Below are 16,052 nucleotides of genomic sequence, written 5' to 3'. Positions count from 1 at the left end.
AGATGTTTGGAGGTTTATACAATCAACGTGAGGCATTACACTAATAAGCAGTAATCCACATCTCATTAGGGAAATATCATGATTGACCCGAAAAAAATTGAACAAATCGCCCGCCAGGTGCATGAGTCTATGCCGAAAGGAATTCGCGAATTCGGGGAAGACGTCGAAAAGAAAATTCGTCTGGTGCTGCAATCGCAATTAACACGACTGGATTTGGTTAATCGTGAAGAGTTCGACGTACAAACTCAAGTGTTACTACGCACCAGAGAAAAACTGGCGTTACTGGAACAACGCGTGACAGAGCTGGAAGCCAAATTCAACAACGTCCCAGCCGTTATTGATGATAACAGCGGTGATGACAAAACCGGCGAGTAACGCTTGGTCGCATGTCAGTAGTGATAATCAGGGCGCAGTTCGATATCGCGCCCTGATTTTACGAGGATATCGCCGCTGGCCGCATTCTGGAAAGCAGCACCCACAATAGGAAAAACATCAGTAAAGCGTATAAGCTTTTCCAACCTATCATCACCAGCAATACACAACACAGAATACTGCCAATCACCGACATCACCCGCGAGCGCCCGCTCAATAAGCGAATCCCCGCCAGCATACATAGCAAATAAATCAGCACAAAAATGCCATTGGCATAAACAATCAGCAGGTCCAGTGGCAGCGATAGCCAATAAATCAGTAACGCAAATACCAGGCAACTCCCCACCACGGCAGTAAGTGCGTTAACCGGCGTTTGCCCGGCAGAAAGCTGCGCAAGTTTGCTTTCAGGCCGAACCTGCGCCTGCGACCACACCATGCGGGCAAAACTCTGGGTATAGATATTGACGCTGGCAAAACAGGCCAGATAGCCAATAATGCACGCTATCCACAGTGCATGCTGACCAAAAAGTTGCACTACAATGCCCGGCAACGACGCCGCAGCCGCCTGTTGTTCGCCATAAGCATGGAAATGCAACACCGCCACGGTACAGCCCCAATACACCGCACCAGCAACGAGTAAGCCAACGATCAGTGCGCGTGGGAAATCACGTTCGGGATGGCGGAATTCTGTCGCCAAATGTGCAAAGGCTTCTAATCCGACAAAACACCAGAACATTACGGCCAACGCGTTGAACATATTCGGCGGAGAAATATCTTGTAGCTCTGGCCAGGGTATCTGTGATGGTTGAATCGCCCCCTGCCACCAAATAGCCACCACCAGCGCAATGACCAGCAATGCTATCAATGTCTGTACATTAGCGCTGGAACCCGCGCTACGCGTGCCCAGCAGCCAAATAACCAGCAAAGTGACCAGTTGCACCATCAGCAACCCAGTATCGCTCCAGCCGAATGTTGCCTGCCAGAAACCGGCAGCAATTTGCAAGGCGGCGGGTAAACCAACAGGAATAACAGACAAGAATAGCCAACCAGTGACATTACCCAGCTTCGGGCCAAAGGCCATTGTCACGAAGTGGGCAGCCCCTGCGGCACTAGGGAAGTCGCGGCCTAGGGCAGCAAACGCGATAGCAATCGGAAAAACCAGTATAATTAATATCGGCCAGGCCCATAGACTGTCGTCTCCGGCCAGCATCGCCGCCAATGCAGGAACGGCAAAAACGCCCGTTCCCAGCAGTGAAGTGGACAGCAACCCGACTCCCTGTGCCAGACTCAACTCCTGTTTTAGTCCACCCACCTACTAGCCTCGGCCATTCTTGATTGACTGAATAATATTGGTGGTGGAAACTCCATCTTCAAAATTCAGTACTTTAACCTCACCGCCTGCGGCCCAAACCTCGGCACTGCCCGCGATCTCATCCGGCTTATAATCACCACCTTTTACCAGCAAATCCGGCAGAATATCGGCAATTAAGCGCTGCGGCGTATCTTCTTCAAACGGCACCACCCAATCCACAGCTTCCAACGCACCTAATACAATCATGCGCTGATCAAGTGGGTTAACTGGCCGTTTTTCGCCTTTCAAGCGTTTGGTAGAGGCATCGCTGTTCACTGCCACAATCAGGCGGTCACCCAGCTTACGGGCGTTAGCCAAATAAGAGACATGACCCGCATGGAGAATGTCAAAAATGCCATTGGTCATGACCACTTTTTCACCACGCTGACGGGCCTGCGCAACGGCTTTTTTCAGTTGTTGCTCATCCATCACCCCAAAACCGGTTTCCGCACGACCACGGATGGCATTTTCCAGCTCAATCGGTGAAACCGTTGAGGTACCTAACTTACCAACAACGACACCGGCGGCAGCATTAGCCAGGAAGCATGACTCTTCAAGCGTATTACCCGCAGCCAGTGCCGCAGCCAATACCCCAATCACCGTATCACCCGCACCGGTCACATCGAACACTTCCTGCGCCTGAGTGGGTAGATGTAATGGGGGTTTCCCCGGTTGTAGCAGTGTCATCCCTTGTTCGGAGCGAGTCACCAACAGAGCTGAAAGCTCAAAGTCAGCCACCAGCTTCATGCCACGGCTGACCAGTTCTTCTTCATTTTTACAGTGACCGACGACGGCTTCAAATTCGGATAAGTTAGGGGTTAACAGTGTTGCGCCGCGATAACGCTCAAAATCGCTGCCTTTAGGATCGATAAGTACTGGAACTTTCGCATTACGTGCCAGTTGGATCATCGGCTGCACACTGTTCAATGCACCTTTGGCATAATCGGATAACACCAGTGCGCCAATCTGTGGCAGCGCCTGCTGGATGCGATCAAAGATAGGTTGCGGATCAACACCGTCAAAACCTTCTTCAAAATCCAGACGGATCAACTGCTGATTACGGGAAAGTACCCGCAATTTGGTAATCGTTGGATGGGTAGGCACCGAAACAAAGTCGCAGCGCACCTGTACTTCATTCAGCTTGTTGGTCAGCGCCCGCGCAGCATCGTCGATGCCGGTCAACCCAACTAAACGAGAGATAGCGCCAAGGGATGCGATGTTCATCGCCACGTTTGCAGCACCACCGGGGCGCTCTTCGATGGTATCAACTTTAACAACTGGCACCGGTGCTTCTGGTGAGATCCGGCTGGTTGGCCCATACCAATAGCGGTCTAACATGACATCACCAACGACTAATACACCGGCGCGGCGAAAATCAGGCAGCGTGACTTTCATACGTTAGCCCCCCAAAGTGAGCTGTTATTAACCCCGAAAACACACATCTCTTCGCTCCAATTTTGTGTTTGTTATACTCTAAATAATTCGAGTTGCAGGAAGGCGGCAAGCGAGTGAATCCCGACGAGCTTACTTATTTCTTAAGGTCAAGACCAGTAAGTGATTCGGGCGATTGAGCGCGGCCAACACACATGCAGCTTGAAGTATGACGAATATATGTGGTGCCGGATAATATCACAGACACCTTGCATACTATTAATAACCGACGTACCCAGTCATAACGGGCACTGCTGCACTTTATCTTATTCGCTGGCAACAATATCTGACGTCACCAGCCATTTTCGCCAACTGGCAGCAACTTGCTCTCTTTCGGTGATAAAACTGTCAGCAGAAACCTTACTGGATAGCTCCTGCAATGCCAGGTGATGAATCTCATCACGCATGGTGACATAAGCACGGGTCAGTGCTGCTGCCTCTTGCGGTGCCATGATGTCGTAATTAGCCATCAACTCAAAAATGCGTACATTATCTGACCAACGGGTCAACCGTGGCTCGCTGGCCGCATAGCGCAACACCAGATATTGCGCGATAAACTCAATATCGGTAATCCCCCCCTCATCAGCCTTAATATCAAAGATACCACGCTGTTTGCTGCCCAGATGGTTGCGCATTTTCTCTCGCATTTCGCGCACTTCCTGCTGCAATTGTGGGTCTTCTCGGTGGCGGCACAGAATTTGCTGGCGGATGGTATCAAACTGTTGATGCAATTGAGGATCACCATAAACGATGCGGGCGCGAACCAGTGCCTGATGCTCCCAAGTCCAAGCCTCATGCTGTTGGTAATCGGCGAAAGCTTCAACGGTGCTGACCAGCATGCCCGCCTCACCTGATGGCCGTAGGCGAGCATCCACTTCATATAAAATGCCTGACGAGGTGCGGGTGCTGAACAAATGCATCACCCGCTGAGCCAAACGCAGGTAGAACTGACGGCCGTCGATGCTACGCTCGCCATCAGTCATCACATCCAGCGGGCAATCGAGCAAGAACACCAGATCCAAATCTGAGCTGTAACCTAGCTCCCAGCCCCCCAACTTGCCATAACCAATCACGGCGAAACCACGGCCTTCTCGGTGCTGTAGATGGCTCGGCTGGCCATAGCGAGCCACCATCTGCCCCCAGGCTTGCTGAATAACCGCATCAATCATGGCCTCTGCCAGATAAGTTAAGTGATCGCTCACTTTCATTACCGGCAGTGCCTCGGTGATATCACCAGCAGCAATACGCAATTGCTGGGCTTGCTTAAATTGACGCAACGCCTCGAGTTGCTGCTCTTCGTCATCCTCCGGCACCCGCAATAAGTATTGGCGCAATTCATCGCGATAAGCACCGGGTTCCAGTGGTTGATAGAACGATTGCGGATCAAGCAACTCATCCAATAACAGCGGGTAGCGGGCCAATTGACTGGCCACCATCGGCGAGGCAGAACACAGGCGAATAACATGTTTTAGTGCCGCATGATATTCCACCAGTAATTCGAGATAAGTGGTGCGGGTAAGGATACTGAGCAGCAACTGAATCAAGCGGCTGAGGGCGACATTGGCGTCCGGGCGCGAGCAAACCTCGGAGAACAAGCGCGGCATCAGTTGATCCAGCACCTCACGGCCCCGAGGACCAATGGTGCGTTTATCAACGTCATGGCGGAAATCATTAATCGTCGTCAACAACTGCCGGCGGGCTGGTTCGTCTAAATGTGGCGTCAAAGGGGCTAAATCACTCTCTTCCAGCACATCCTGCCATAAGCTTTTATACAAACCATGACGAGGATCTTCACCGATATCGGGAGTATCATCGCCAATCAGGTCGTCAAATACCAACCGTACCGCCTGCATATGGTGTTCCAGTGCAGCACTCATTTCTATCCAGTCGGTATACCCCATGCCCCAAGCCAATCGGGCCTGATTCAGTGCATCACCGGGTAACGTTTGGGTTTGCTCATCAGCAATAGCTTGCAGCAGATTTTCCAAACGGCGCAAAAACAGATAACTGCTGCTGAGGTCGTTCACTTGTTGTGGTGGCAATAAACCCAGCTCGGCGACTGCCTGCAACGTCGGCAGTAAAGCCCGCTCTTGCAGGCGCGGTTCACGGCCGCCACGAATAAGCTGAAATACCTGCGTGATAAATTCGATTTCACGAATACCGCCGGCCCCCAGCTTAATGTTGTCTTTCAGGCCACGCCGCCGGACCTCACGGGCAATCATCCCTTTCATGTTACGTAGCGATTGGATCACGCTGAAATCGATATAGCGGCGGAAGACGAAGGGCCGCAGCATCTGGCGCAGCTCTTTACTGTAGTGGTCTTCAGCCCCGCCCATCAAACGTGCCTTAACCATCGCATAGCGTTCCCAGTCGCGCCCTTGCTCTTGGTAATAATCCTCCAGCGCGGCAAAACTCAGTACCAGCGGGCCACTGTCACCAAACGGGCGTAGACGCATATCCACCCGATAGACAAAACCATCAATGGTTTGCTGATCCAACGCTTTAATCAGCCGTTGCCCCAAGCGGGTAAAGAACTGGGCATTATCCAACTGGCGACGCCCACCCTGGGTCTGGCCGTTTTCTGGGTAGGCAAAAATCAGATCGATATCAGAGGAGAAATTCAGTTCACCGCCGCCTAACTTGCCCATGCCCAAAATCAGCAGCGGCTGCGGTACCCCCTCGGCATTAGAGGGGGTACCGAACTCACGGCAACAAGCCTGGTACAGCCAATCGCGCGCCGCCAAAATCAGGCTTTCAGCCAACCCGCTCAGTTGTTGCAAGGTCTCAGTAGTCACACTGGTTTGCTGTGTTTGTGACCAGGCGATGCGCACCATCATCCGGCGGCGAAACAGCCGCAATGCGGCTAATAATGCCGCTTCGTCATGTACCTCGGCCAACGCCAGATTTAACCATTGTGGATAAAATTGCCACTCCTGCGGTTGCGGGGGTTGCTGATGCAACTCCTCCAGCCACTCAGGGTGAATCAGTAACATATCACTGACAAAATCACTCAACGCCAGCACAGGGATATCTTCCTCGTGTAAATCTGGCGGAGCCGGTAACTCATAAAAGCGCTGTCGTATATTCTGCGCCTGAATCTGTAAATCCGAAGAGAGTGGCAACATAAAGCATTCCTCAAGCTGCTATCTATTAACTAGCAGCACCGTTCAACCAAAAGGCTGCCTGCGCAAGCGCTTCCTTACGGGCGGTATCACGCCAGTGACCCTGACGGTGCATAATCTCCTGCTGTAAACCAAACCAGCCATCGATATACGGCAACCATTCACTCTGCGGATAGAAGCCTGAGAGCAATTGGAAAGACATGATCTGCCGGTTCAAGCGAGGGAGTTGCGCCAAATAACCATCGTCATCCAGATGCTGGCCAAAAGCGTCTTTCAGATCAGCAGCGCTGCGGCTCAACATGATGTCGCAGAAGCGTTTGAATGACCCCTCAAACTTGGTCTGTGCTTTGGCATCCATAAATGGCCGCCAGCCAGAGGTAACCAGCCAAGATGTGAGCGCTAACTTACATTTTAGGTAATCACTGCTATAGCAAAGCTGCTCAGCATCGACATTCTTCGGTTCTAACTGCGGTTCAAGCGCCAGCAGCCCGGCACGCAATTCAGTACTGGCTTTGCGCGGGACCAAACCACCAAAAATAGCTAATGACTGACGCACCATTGCCAATGCTTCAATGATCATAGCTTTAGCGGCCGGTTCGCCACGTAACCACAGCTCTTCATGGTATTGCCAATGGTCCAGGGCCATCTCCAGCCCTGCGACCATACCTTGCTCAACGGTGGATTTGGCCGCTGGCTGCAACACCAGTAACGGGCGCAATTCACGAGGTGGATTGCCTTGTGCTAAATGATAGCCACGGGCTGCTTTACTCAGATTGCCCTGCCGTAAACCGCCAATTTGTGCCAGTTCTGCGGCCAATGCCAGCAAATCTGCCTGATTGCCTTTTTTCAGTTCCAGCTCAATTTCGTGCAAGGGTTCCGACAGCTCACCGGCACTGATAGTGCCTTGATCAACAGCAAGCTCTATCTCGCTCTCGCCGTAAGTAATTACCCACTTCTCTCGAGTAAAATCCGTACGGAATAGCGGCTGTAGTTCTGCTTGTAATGTCTCAATCACCCAACCGTTCGGCCAGATATCGGCAGGGAAACGCGCCAAATCCAATTGGTCACTATCAATATCAACATTGTATTCAGGGCGTTGATGTAAACCACCGACCACTTTACCGCCGGTCTTAACCGTCATTTCGTAACGGCCATCATAACCACGGATACGTAAGCCAATATCATGTTGGCGCAGCCGCTTATCGGCAGTTTCAAAATAGATATTGGTCAGCGTCTGCGGCGCAGAATGCTGGCTTCGCCAGGATGTAAGCCGCTCGGGCAAAGCGGCAATGGCCGCAGGAGTAGCAATAAATTTTAATTCTATTTCAACGGTCATAATTTCATTCACACCGGTATGTTGCGAGTTTACGGGCATTATGCCTCTTTCGCGGCGGTTTGCCTGTTTTACACAGACTTCGCTATTTTACACAAAAAAACCGCGTGGCTACCCCGAGTCAGCCTCTATTTTAACAGGTCTGCCATAAGGCTTCATAAGACAAATTTTCAGCGTGGTTAAAATGAACAACAAAGTGGCTAAAGCCGCGCTGGCTATGAGAGTAAGATAGTTCTCATTCCGGTTTATGCGTTGCGTCGGCAAACTGAACACACTACTATCGTTCCATAAATTCACTCATAAATGACTCTCTAATGCTGAAAATACGCCTAATTTGCCTCGCGATGCTAAGTCTCAGTATCTCCTGGGGCGCGCACGCTGAAGAAAAACGCTACATCTCTGATGAGCTGGATACCTACGTTCATAGCGGTCCCGGTAACCAATACCGTATTGTTGGCACGTTAAAAGGCGGAGATGAAGTCGCCCTGATAAGTGTTGATGACAGCACAAATTACGGTCAAATCCGCGACAGTAAAGGGAAAACCACCTGGATCGCGCTGAATCAATTGAGTGAAACGCCAAGTCTGCGTATTCGGGTACCGGACCTTGAACAACAAGTCAAAATCCTGACAGATAAGCTGGCTAATATTGATAATAGCTGGAATCAGCGCACTGCTGAAATGCAACAGAAGGTCGCGGCCAGCGACAGCGTAATTTCCGAGCTGCAAAAAGAAAACGAGTCACTAAAGAATCAGTTAGTGGTTGCTCAGAAGAAAGTCAGCGCTGTGAATCTGCAATTAGATGACAAACAGCGTACCATTATCCTGCAATGGTTTATGTACGGCGGCGGTGTTGCCGGTATCGGCCTGCTCCTTGGTCTGGTACTGCCACATCTGATCCCAAGCCGTAAAAAGAACAATCGCTGGATGAACTGATAGCCGTTTAATAAGACTGTAAAATCGACGCGTTTGGCTGCCCGCCAGGGTGGCCTGGTTGTTTAATCTATTCTCATCCCCAACTATACTGAAACAAGCCTTTGTCGCCAGGCGGTAAAGTGTGATTCAAGTGAGCAGCTAACAACGCTGCAACGTCAAGAACGAAGGATTTATATGAAAATCTATCTGGTCGGCGGCGCGGTACGCGACAGCTTATTAAATCTGCCGGTCACCGAACAGGATTGGGTCGTGGTGGGATCCACCCCGGAACAGTTACTCACACAGGGCTATCAGCAGGTTGGTAAAGACTTCCCCGTGTTTCTGCACCCTGTCAGCCATGAAGAATACGCACTAGCTCGTACCGAGCGTAAATCCGGCGCAGGTTACACCGGTTTTACCTGCTATGCCGCGCCAGATGTCACGCTGGAAGAGGATTTGTTGCGTCGCGATTTGACCATCAATGCCATTGCCCGTAGCGCCGAGGGGGAATTGATTGACCCCTACCACGGCCAACAAGATTTGGAAAACAGAGTACTGCGTCATGTCTCCGACGCCTTTGGCGAAGATCCACTACGTGTGCTGCGGGTTGCCCGTTTCGCTGCCCGTTTTGCCCATTTAGGTTTTAGCGTCGCCGCTGAGACTCAATCATTGATGGCAGCAATGGCACAAAGTGGCGAGCTATCGGCTCTGACGCCAGAGCGAGTATGGAAAGAGACCGAGAAAGCGCTGAAAACACAAAGCCCGCAGATCTATTTTCAAGTGTTACGTGATTGCGGTGCGCTGGCGGTGCTATTTCCAGAAATTGAACGTTTATTTGGCGTACCAGCTCCCGAAAAGTGGCATCCAGAAATTGATACCGGTATCCATACGCTGATGACATTAGCCATTGCGGCTCAACTTAGCCCTGAGGTTGATGTCCGCTTTGCCGCTCTCTGCCATGATTTGGGTAAAGGTCTGACACCAAAAGAATTCTGGCCACACCATCACGGCCACGGCCCAGCTGGAGTTAAATTGGTTGAGCAGTTATGTCAGCGCTTACGGGTACCTAATCCGATACGTGACTTGGCGAAACTGGTGGCGGAATACCATGACCTTATCCATACAGTGAATAAGCTTCGCCCCGAAACTCTACTCAAACTGTTTGATGCCATTGATGTGTGGCGCAAACCGGAACGTCTTGAGCAGATGATTATGACTAGTGAGGCTGATGCCCGAGGCCGTACCGGATTTGAAGAAAATCCTTATCCGCAGGGCGATTATTTGCGCGCCGCATTCCATATTGCCAGCAGCGTATCAGTGCAGGAAGTAGTCGCCAGCGGGTTACAAGGATTGGCCATTCGCGACGAACTTAAACGTCGCCGCCAACAAGCATTAGTCCAATGGAAACAAACTCAAGTAATTGCGTCAGAATAAAGCCATTCATAACGAAAAAGCCCTGATTAATCAGGGCTTTTTTTATATTTCGCTGCACTTTTTATACCCTAAATAATTCGAGTTGCAGGAAGGCGGCAAGCGAGAGAACCCGATGAGCTTACATGAGTAAGTGATTCGGGTGATGAACGTAGCCAACGCACATGCAGCTTGAAGTATAACGGGTATGTTACATAAACACCCAATACACGGCTGCCGCGACCACAAAGCGATAGATGGCGAAAGGTACAAAAGAGATACGTTTAATCAGTGAAAGGAAGGTTTTGATAGCAATCAGAGCCACGATAAATGCCGTGATAAATCCGACGGCAAACATCGGTAAATCACCCAGCGTCAGGAAGTGCAGGCTCTTATAAAGATCCAGTCCACTGGCCCCGATCATCATCGGCACTGCGAGAATGAAGGAGAACTCAGACGCGGCATAACGGTTAACACCGACCAACATACCGCCGGAAATGGTGGCACCAGAACGGGAGAACCCCGGCCACAACGCCAGACACTGGAAGCAGCCAATCGCGAAAGCCTGACGGTAAGTAATATCATCCAAACCAACAGATTTAGGATTTTTAGGTTTGAACCATTCTGCGACTAGCAAAAGCACCCCACCCGCAACCAAGGCATACATGACATTTCTCGGATCAAACAGCGATTTGATGAGGTCATGGAATACCAACCCCAGCCCCACAGCGGGGATCATTGCCAGTAAAATATGGCCCAAAGTCAGGTGACCGCTGGTTTTCCCCTCATGAGGTACCGCGCCGAAATGGATACCAATCAGGCCAAATAACCGCCGCCAGAACACCACGACAACCGCCAGAATCGACCCTAACTGAATGATAACTTCAAAGGTTTTTGCCTTGTCGCCGGTAAAGCCCAATAGCTCACCGACGATAATCATATGCCCAGTGGATGACACGGGTAAAAACTCAGTCAATCCCTCTACCACACCTAAAACAACAGCCACAAACAGCGAATACATATCCGTCATCTACGATACCCAATGCCATGTAATAGAAAACACAAAAAACGGCAATGTTACAAAGCATAGGATTAACAAAACCATATGCTAAAAAAACAATGCCGTTCAAACTCGATAATTATCACACCAACCAATCAGACTACATTATCTATTCAGGGTTGCACTTTTATGTCATCACAACACACACAAAATCAGTTAGGTCGTTGACCACGTTCAATGAGCACTCCGACATTACGGGCTTGTGCCACCGCCCCTGGTTTACTGACTTTAATCCGCACCCACGGCGATTGGAAACGGACTAATAGCAGCTCGGCTATCTCTTCTGCCACCCGCTCAACCAAGGCAAAACGCTGTGACTCTACATGTTGTATCACCGCATCACTGATATCTGCATAGCTCAAGCAATCATTCACATCATCGCTGGCAGCAGCTTTACGATTATCCCAACCCATTTCGATATCGAACACCAGCTTCTGCTGGATGGTCTGCTCCCAGTCATAAACACCGATGGTGGTTATGACACTAAGTTCTTCAATAAATACGATGTCCATCACGTCATTCTCTGTTTTTGCGCCTGCCGGATACCACTTCCAGCGGAATATGCGTATTATCCACTGATGTTGCGATTAAAACGATCATTATTCAACAGGGCGGTGTTATGAGTGCTATCGCGCTTGGCATGATTATCTTCGCGTATTTGTGTGGCTCTATTTCCAGTGCAATCCTGGTGTGTCGGGTTGCTAAGCTACCAGATCCGCGTGAACATGGCTCCGGTAATCCCGGTGCGACCAACGTGCTGCGTATCGGTGGTCGAGCAGCCGCAGCAACAGTGCTGATTTTCGATGTGCTGAAAGGCATGTTACCCGTTTGGATTGCTTACCTGCTGCACGTTTCCCCGCTGTATCTTGGCTTGACCGCTATCGCTGCTTGTCTTGGTCACATCTATCCGGTCTTTTTCCATTTTAAAGGTGGCAAGGGCGTTGCTACTGCTTTTGGCGCCATCGCCCCTATCGGCTGGGATCTAACCGGTCTGATGACCGGTACTTGGTTGTTGACGGTGTTATTGAGTGGGTATTCATCTTTAGGCGCAATTATCAGTGCGCTAATTGCGCCCTTCTACGTCTGGTGGTTTAAACCTCAATTCACCTTCCCAGTCGCCATGCTCTCTTGCCTGATTTTGATGCGCCACCACGATAACATTCAACGTTTATGGCGCGGCAAGGAAAGTAAAATCTGGGATAAACTCAGAAAGAAAAAGCAGAAAACCCCGGCCGAAGAAGCCGCAGAGTTGGAAGAGAAAGAAGATTGATTCTCCTCAAAACGAGAATGACTGAACGGGAGCGAGGCAAGGCGCAAGGAATTGAGAGAGCGGAGCATACATCAGTATGTGAGCATCACGAGATGACGCGGCAACACCGCCACAGCCCCGCTCAGACTTTCGGCACCAATCTTAGAATGGCTGAGCGGGAGCGAGGCAAGGCACAAGGAATTGAGAGAGCGGAGCATACATCAGTATGTGAGCATCACGAGATGACGCGGCAACACCGCCGCAGCCTCGCTCAGACTTTCGGCAACTCGGCTAACGGCCAGCGCGGCCTAACCGAAACACTCAACTCACTGCTCACACCACTTTTCAGCCTGATCAACCCAGCATAGGCGATCATTGCACCATTATCAGTACAAAACTCTGGCCGAGCATAGAATACTTCACCGCCCCGTTTTTGCATCATCTCCGCCAATTTTGAACGTAAAGTGCGGTTTGCACTGACACCACCGGCAATGACCAAACGTTTGAAGCCGGTCTTATCCAGCGCTCGTTTGGATTTAATCGCCAGCGTATCAACCACTGCATCTTCAAATGCACGGGCAATATCAGCACGGGTCTGATCATCGGTACCGTTAGCACGGATAGTATTTGCGGCGAACGTTTTCAAACCAGAAAAACTGAAATCCAGTCCAGGGCGATCGGTCATTGGCCGCGGGAAAGTAAAACGACCCGCCGTACCCTGTTGTGCCATACGCGACAGCATCGGCCCCCCAGGATAGTCCAGGCCTAATAATTTTGCAGTTTTATCAAAGGCTTCACCTGCCGCATCATCGACAGATTCCCCTAATAGCAGATATTCACCAATACCGGTCACGCTGATTAACTGAGTGTGACCACCAGAGACCAGCAGAGCGACAAACGGGAACTCTGGTGCGTTCTCTTCCAACATCGGTGCCAGTAGGTGGCCTTCCATATGGTGGACCGGCACCGCCGGAACCCCCCACGCAAATGCCAATGCGCGGCCGACTGTCGCCCCGACCAGCAATGCGCCAACCAAACCCGGGCCTGCGGTATACGCCACACCATCGATGTCTTTAGCGCTCAGATTGGCTTCTTTCAATGCTGCCTGAATCAGCGGTACAGTCTTGCGCACATGATCACGGGAAGCCAGCTCAGGCACTACACCGCCATAATCAGCATGCAATTTAACCTGACTGTACAGTTGGTTAGCTAACAGACCGGCTTTATCGTCATATACTGCAATACCGGTTTCATCGCAGGACGTTTCTATACCCAAAACTCGCATTACATTTCCCATCATTCACGTGCGGCCGATAGTTTAGCATAACAGCGCCGCCAGTCATGATCTCTGACGGTAAAGACGGCATTTTCACGCTTTGAGCACCTAAATGTTGTTGATAGTGGTCATATTTGAAAAGAGTGTTGATTAATTCGATCAACAGCCTTGTTTAGTATATAATCAGCGGCCGTCGCACTCTCGGCACCAACTTTCTTGTAAAGAACGAGGGCGACATCACAGGGGCGTGCCTGTTTCAATTTGCTGTGGTGCTTTACAAAGCAGCATCCATTGAAGTAAAATTCCGCACCATTTTGAGAAGGCTGGCGATTGGCCAGCAGCAAACCGATTTCTATTGAGGTGAGAGGCACATGCCGGTAATTAAAGTACGTGAAAACGAGCCATTCGACGTAGCTCTTCGTCGTTTCAAACGCTCTTGTGAAAAAGCGGGTGTTTTAGCTGAAGTTCGTCGTCGTGAGTTCTATGAAAAACCGACTACCGAACGTAAACGCGCTAAAGCTTCTGCTGTAAAACGTCACGCGAAGAAATTGGCTCGCGAAAACGCACGCCGCACTCGTCTGTATTAATTCTTCGGGGGTAACCCCACCGCGTAGTTTTTTATGTTCTAAGAACGCGCAGATCGAGTAGTTGCATACGAAGGCCGTGCTTTCCGAAAGGAATGCGCGGCTTGTTCTCGTTTATGGACTGACCGAATAGGGGCTTATGGCTGGACGAATTCCACGCGTATTTATCAATGACTTGCTAGCGCGCACCGACATCGTTGATCTTATCGACGCACGGGTAAAGCTGAAGAAGCAAGGCAAAAATTACCATGCGTGCTGTCCGTTCCATCATGAGAAAACACCCTCATTCACTGTTAACGGCGAAAAACAGTTTTATCACTGTTTCGGCTGTGGCGCACATGGTAACGCTGTTGATTTCCTGATGAATTACGACAGACTCGAATTTGTCGAAAGTATTGAGGAATTAGCCACCATGCATGGGCTGGAAGTGCCTTACGAGGCAGGAACCGGCACCACCCAGATCGAACGTCATCAACGACAAAGTCTCTATCAACTGATGGAAAGCCTTAGCGGATTCTATCAACAGTCACTCAACGGCTCGAATGCCAATCAGGCACGCGAATATCTTAAGCATCGCGGTTTGAGTGAAGAAATCATCCAACATTTTGCTATTGGTTTTGCCCCCCCAGGTTGGGACAATGCCTTAAAACGTTTTGGCCGTGATGGTGAGAGCCGTACTGCGCTGAACGATGCAGGAATGCTGGTGACTAATGATACAGGGCGAACTTACGATCGTTTTCGTGAGCGCGTCATGTTCCCTATCCGCGATAAACGTGGGCGGGTTATCGCTTTTGGCGGGCGAATTCTGGGTGACGGAGTGCCAAAGTATCTAAACTCCCCAGAAACAGAAATTTTTCATAAGGGCCGCCAGCTTTACGGCTTGTATGAAGCGCAAGTGAATCATCCCAATCCAACGCGTTTACTCGTGGTGGAAGGTTATATGGATGTGGTAGCACTCGCGCAATTTGGTATTGACTATGCCGTTGCCTCGTTGGGGACCGCGACCACTGCGGAGCATATTCAATTATTATTCCGTGCCACCGATAACGTAATTTGTTGTTACGACGGTGATCGGGCGGGCAGAGATGCGGCATGGCGAGCATTAGAAACGGCGCTGCCCTATCTAAATGATGGCCGTCAGCTACGCTTTATGTTTTTGCCCGATGGCGAAGACCCAGACACTCTGGTACGTAAAGAAGGGAAAGACGCATTTGAACAGCGGATGGAAGGGGCACAGCCACTCTCAACCTTTTTGTTTGAAACGTTGATGCCACAGGTGGATTTGAGCAGCCCCGACGGGCGCGCCAAGTTAAGCACTCTGGCACTACCTTTAATCAGTCAGGTACCCGGTGAGACATTACGTCTTTATCTGCGCCAGCAGCTCGGTAATAAGTTGGGCCTGCTCGATGATAGCCAGCTCGATAAGCTGATGCCAAAACAGGCTGAAAACACGAATACCTACCAACCGCCCCAGCTAAAACGCACAACCATGCGTATACTTATAGGGCTACTGGTACAAAACCCACAACTAGCTACACTTATTCCCTCACTACAGGGCGTCGAGCAAGCCAAGTTAGCCGGTTTACCGTTATTTATTGAGTTGGTTGAGACTTGTCTGGCTCAGCCAGGGCTGACAACCGGGCAGTTATTGGAACTGTATCGGGATAATAAATTCAGCCAACAGCTTGAAACTCTCGCAACATGGAACCACATGATTGTTGAGGACATGGTCGAACCGACTTTTGTCGACACGCTAACGAGCCTGTATGACTCCATCTTGGAGCAACGTCAGGAAACCCTGATAGCGCGTGACCGGACACATGGATTAAACGCCGAAGAACGTAAAGAGCTTTGGTCTTTGAATCTGGCATTAGCCAGAAAAAAATGAAACACCCAACGGCTTAATTGCCGATAAATGTGGGGGCGACTCCCTACAATATGCCGCCATAG

13 protein-coding genes are annotated in these 16,052 nt (G+C 50.4%); 6 read left to right on the top strand and 7 right to left on the bottom strand.

All coding sequences use genetic code 11. From position 1 onward, the window contains the following. The first annotated feature begins 78 nt into the window (after positions 1–78). Positions 79–375 carry a ubiquinone biosynthesis accessory factor UbiK gene (ubiK, locus tag V1955_RS02470; protein WP_083162376.1) on the top strand — a complete coding sequence of 99 codons (297 nt, stop codon included), beginning with the start codon at positions 79–81 and terminating at the stop codon, positions 373–375. A 58-nt stretch (positions 376–433) separates the two neighbouring features. On the opposite strand, the gene yjeH is transcribed toward ubiK, so the two are convergent. The 4 genes from yjeH to V1955_RS02450 all read right to left on the bottom strand — a co-directional run bounded on the left by yjeH (position 434) and on the right by V1955_RS02450 (position 7,612). Next, on the bottom strand, positions 434–1,684 hold the full coding sequence (gene yjeH / locus V1955_RS02465) for an L-methionine/branched-chain amino acid transporter (RefSeq protein ID WP_372569680.1): 1,251 nt from the start codon (positions 1,682–1,684) through the stop codon (positions 434–436). Between the two features lie 3 nt (positions 1,685–1,687). Then, positions 1,688–3,118, bottom strand: a complete 1,431-nt coding sequence (gene hldE / locus V1955_RS02460; RefSeq protein ID WP_050086680.1) for a bifunctional D-glycero-beta-D-manno-heptose-7-phosphate kinase/D-glycero-beta-D-manno-heptose 1-phosphate adenylyltransferase HldE — start codon at positions 3,116–3,118, stop codon at positions 1,688–1,690. Between the two features lie 302 nt (positions 3,119–3,420). Beyond that, entirely contained in the window at positions 3,421–6,279 is a 2,859-nt protein-coding gene (gene glnE, locus V1955_RS02455; RefSeq protein ID WP_442820472.1) for a bifunctional [glutamate--ammonia ligase]-adenylyl-L-tyrosine phosphorylase/[glutamate--ammonia-ligase] adenylyltransferase, read from the bottom strand. Between the two features lie 25 nt (positions 6,280–6,304). After that, positions 6,305–7,612 (bottom strand): CYTH domain-containing protein, encoded by a 1,308-nt coding sequence (locus V1955_RS02450; RefSeq protein ID WP_083164045.1) that lies wholly within the window; start codon positions 7,610–7,612, stop codon positions 6,305–6,307. 311 nt (positions 7,613–7,923) lie between these two features. Between V1955_RS02450 and V1955_RS02445 the strand changes: the two genes are divergently transcribed. Both V1955_RS02445 and V1955_RS02440 read left to right on the top strand, forming a co-directional pair. After that, complete coding sequence (locus V1955_RS02445; protein WP_083162370.1) at positions 7,924–8,544, top strand: TIGR04211 family SH3 domain-containing protein; 621 nt, start codon at positions 7,924–7,926, stop codon at positions 8,542–8,544. Positions 8,545–8,718: 174 nt separating this feature from the next. After that, positions 8,719–9,957, top strand: a complete 1,239-nt coding sequence (locus V1955_RS02440) for a multifunctional CCA addition/repair protein (protein ID WP_083162368.1) — start codon at positions 8,719–8,721, stop codon at positions 9,955–9,957. Between the two features lie 187 nt (positions 9,958–10,144). Here the strand turns inward: V1955_RS02440 and bacA are convergent, their stop codons facing one another. Next, a complete protein-coding gene (gene bacA, locus V1955_RS02435; protein ID WP_083162366.1) occupies positions 10,145–10,963 on the bottom strand; it encodes an undecaprenyl-diphosphate phosphatase in 819 nt (272 codons plus the stop codon). 182 nt (positions 10,964–11,145) lie between these two features. After that, complete coding sequence (gene folB / locus V1955_RS02430) at positions 11,146–11,505, bottom strand: bifunctional dihydroneopterin aldolase/7,8-dihydroneopterin epimerase (protein WP_050086684.1); 360 nt, start codon at positions 11,503–11,505, stop codon at positions 11,146–11,148. A 107-nt stretch (positions 11,506–11,612) separates the two neighbouring features. On the opposite strand from folB, the gene plsY reads away from it, so the two are divergent. Next, a complete protein-coding gene (plsY, locus tag V1955_RS02425; RefSeq protein WP_032911234.1) occupies positions 11,613–12,263 on the top strand; it encodes a glycerol-3-phosphate 1-O-acyltransferase PlsY in 651 nt (216 codons plus the stop codon). 250 nt (positions 12,264–12,513) lie between these two features. On the opposite strand, the gene tsaD is transcribed toward plsY, so the two are convergent. Continuing rightward, positions 12,514–13,527 carry a tRNA (adenosine(37)-N6)-threonylcarbamoyltransferase complex transferase subunit TsaD gene (gene tsaD, locus V1955_RS02420; protein WP_083162364.1) on the bottom strand — a complete coding sequence of 338 codons (1,014 nt, stop codon included), beginning with the start codon at positions 13,525–13,527 and terminating at the stop codon, positions 12,514–12,516. Positions 13,528–13,889: 362 nt separating this feature from the next. Between tsaD and rpsU the strand changes: the two genes are divergently transcribed. Together rpsU and dnaG are read left to right on the top strand one after the other, a co-directional pair. Beyond that, positions 13,890–14,105, top strand: a complete 216-nt coding sequence (gene rpsU / locus V1955_RS02415; protein ID WP_001144069.1) for a 30S ribosomal protein S21 — start codon at positions 13,890–13,892, stop codon at positions 14,103–14,105. Positions 14,106–14,241: 136 nt separating this feature from the next. After that, the gene (gene dnaG, locus V1955_RS02410; protein WP_083162362.1) at positions 14,242–15,990 is read left to right on the top strand and encodes a DNA primase; all 1,749 of its coding nucleotides are present in this window, start codon (positions 14,242–14,244) and stop codon (positions 15,988–15,990) included. Positions 15,991–16,052 lie beyond the last annotated feature (62 nt).

Origin of the sequence: Yersinia sp. 2545 StPb PI (assembly GCF_052217125.1) — a bacterium.
Taxonomy (GTDB): Bacteria; Pseudomonadota; Gammaproteobacteria; order Enterobacterales; family Enterobacteriaceae; genus Yersinia; species Yersinia enterocolitica_E.
Note: the sequence above shows the minus strand (reverse complement) of the source record. Positions and strands in the feature narration are given on the sequence as shown.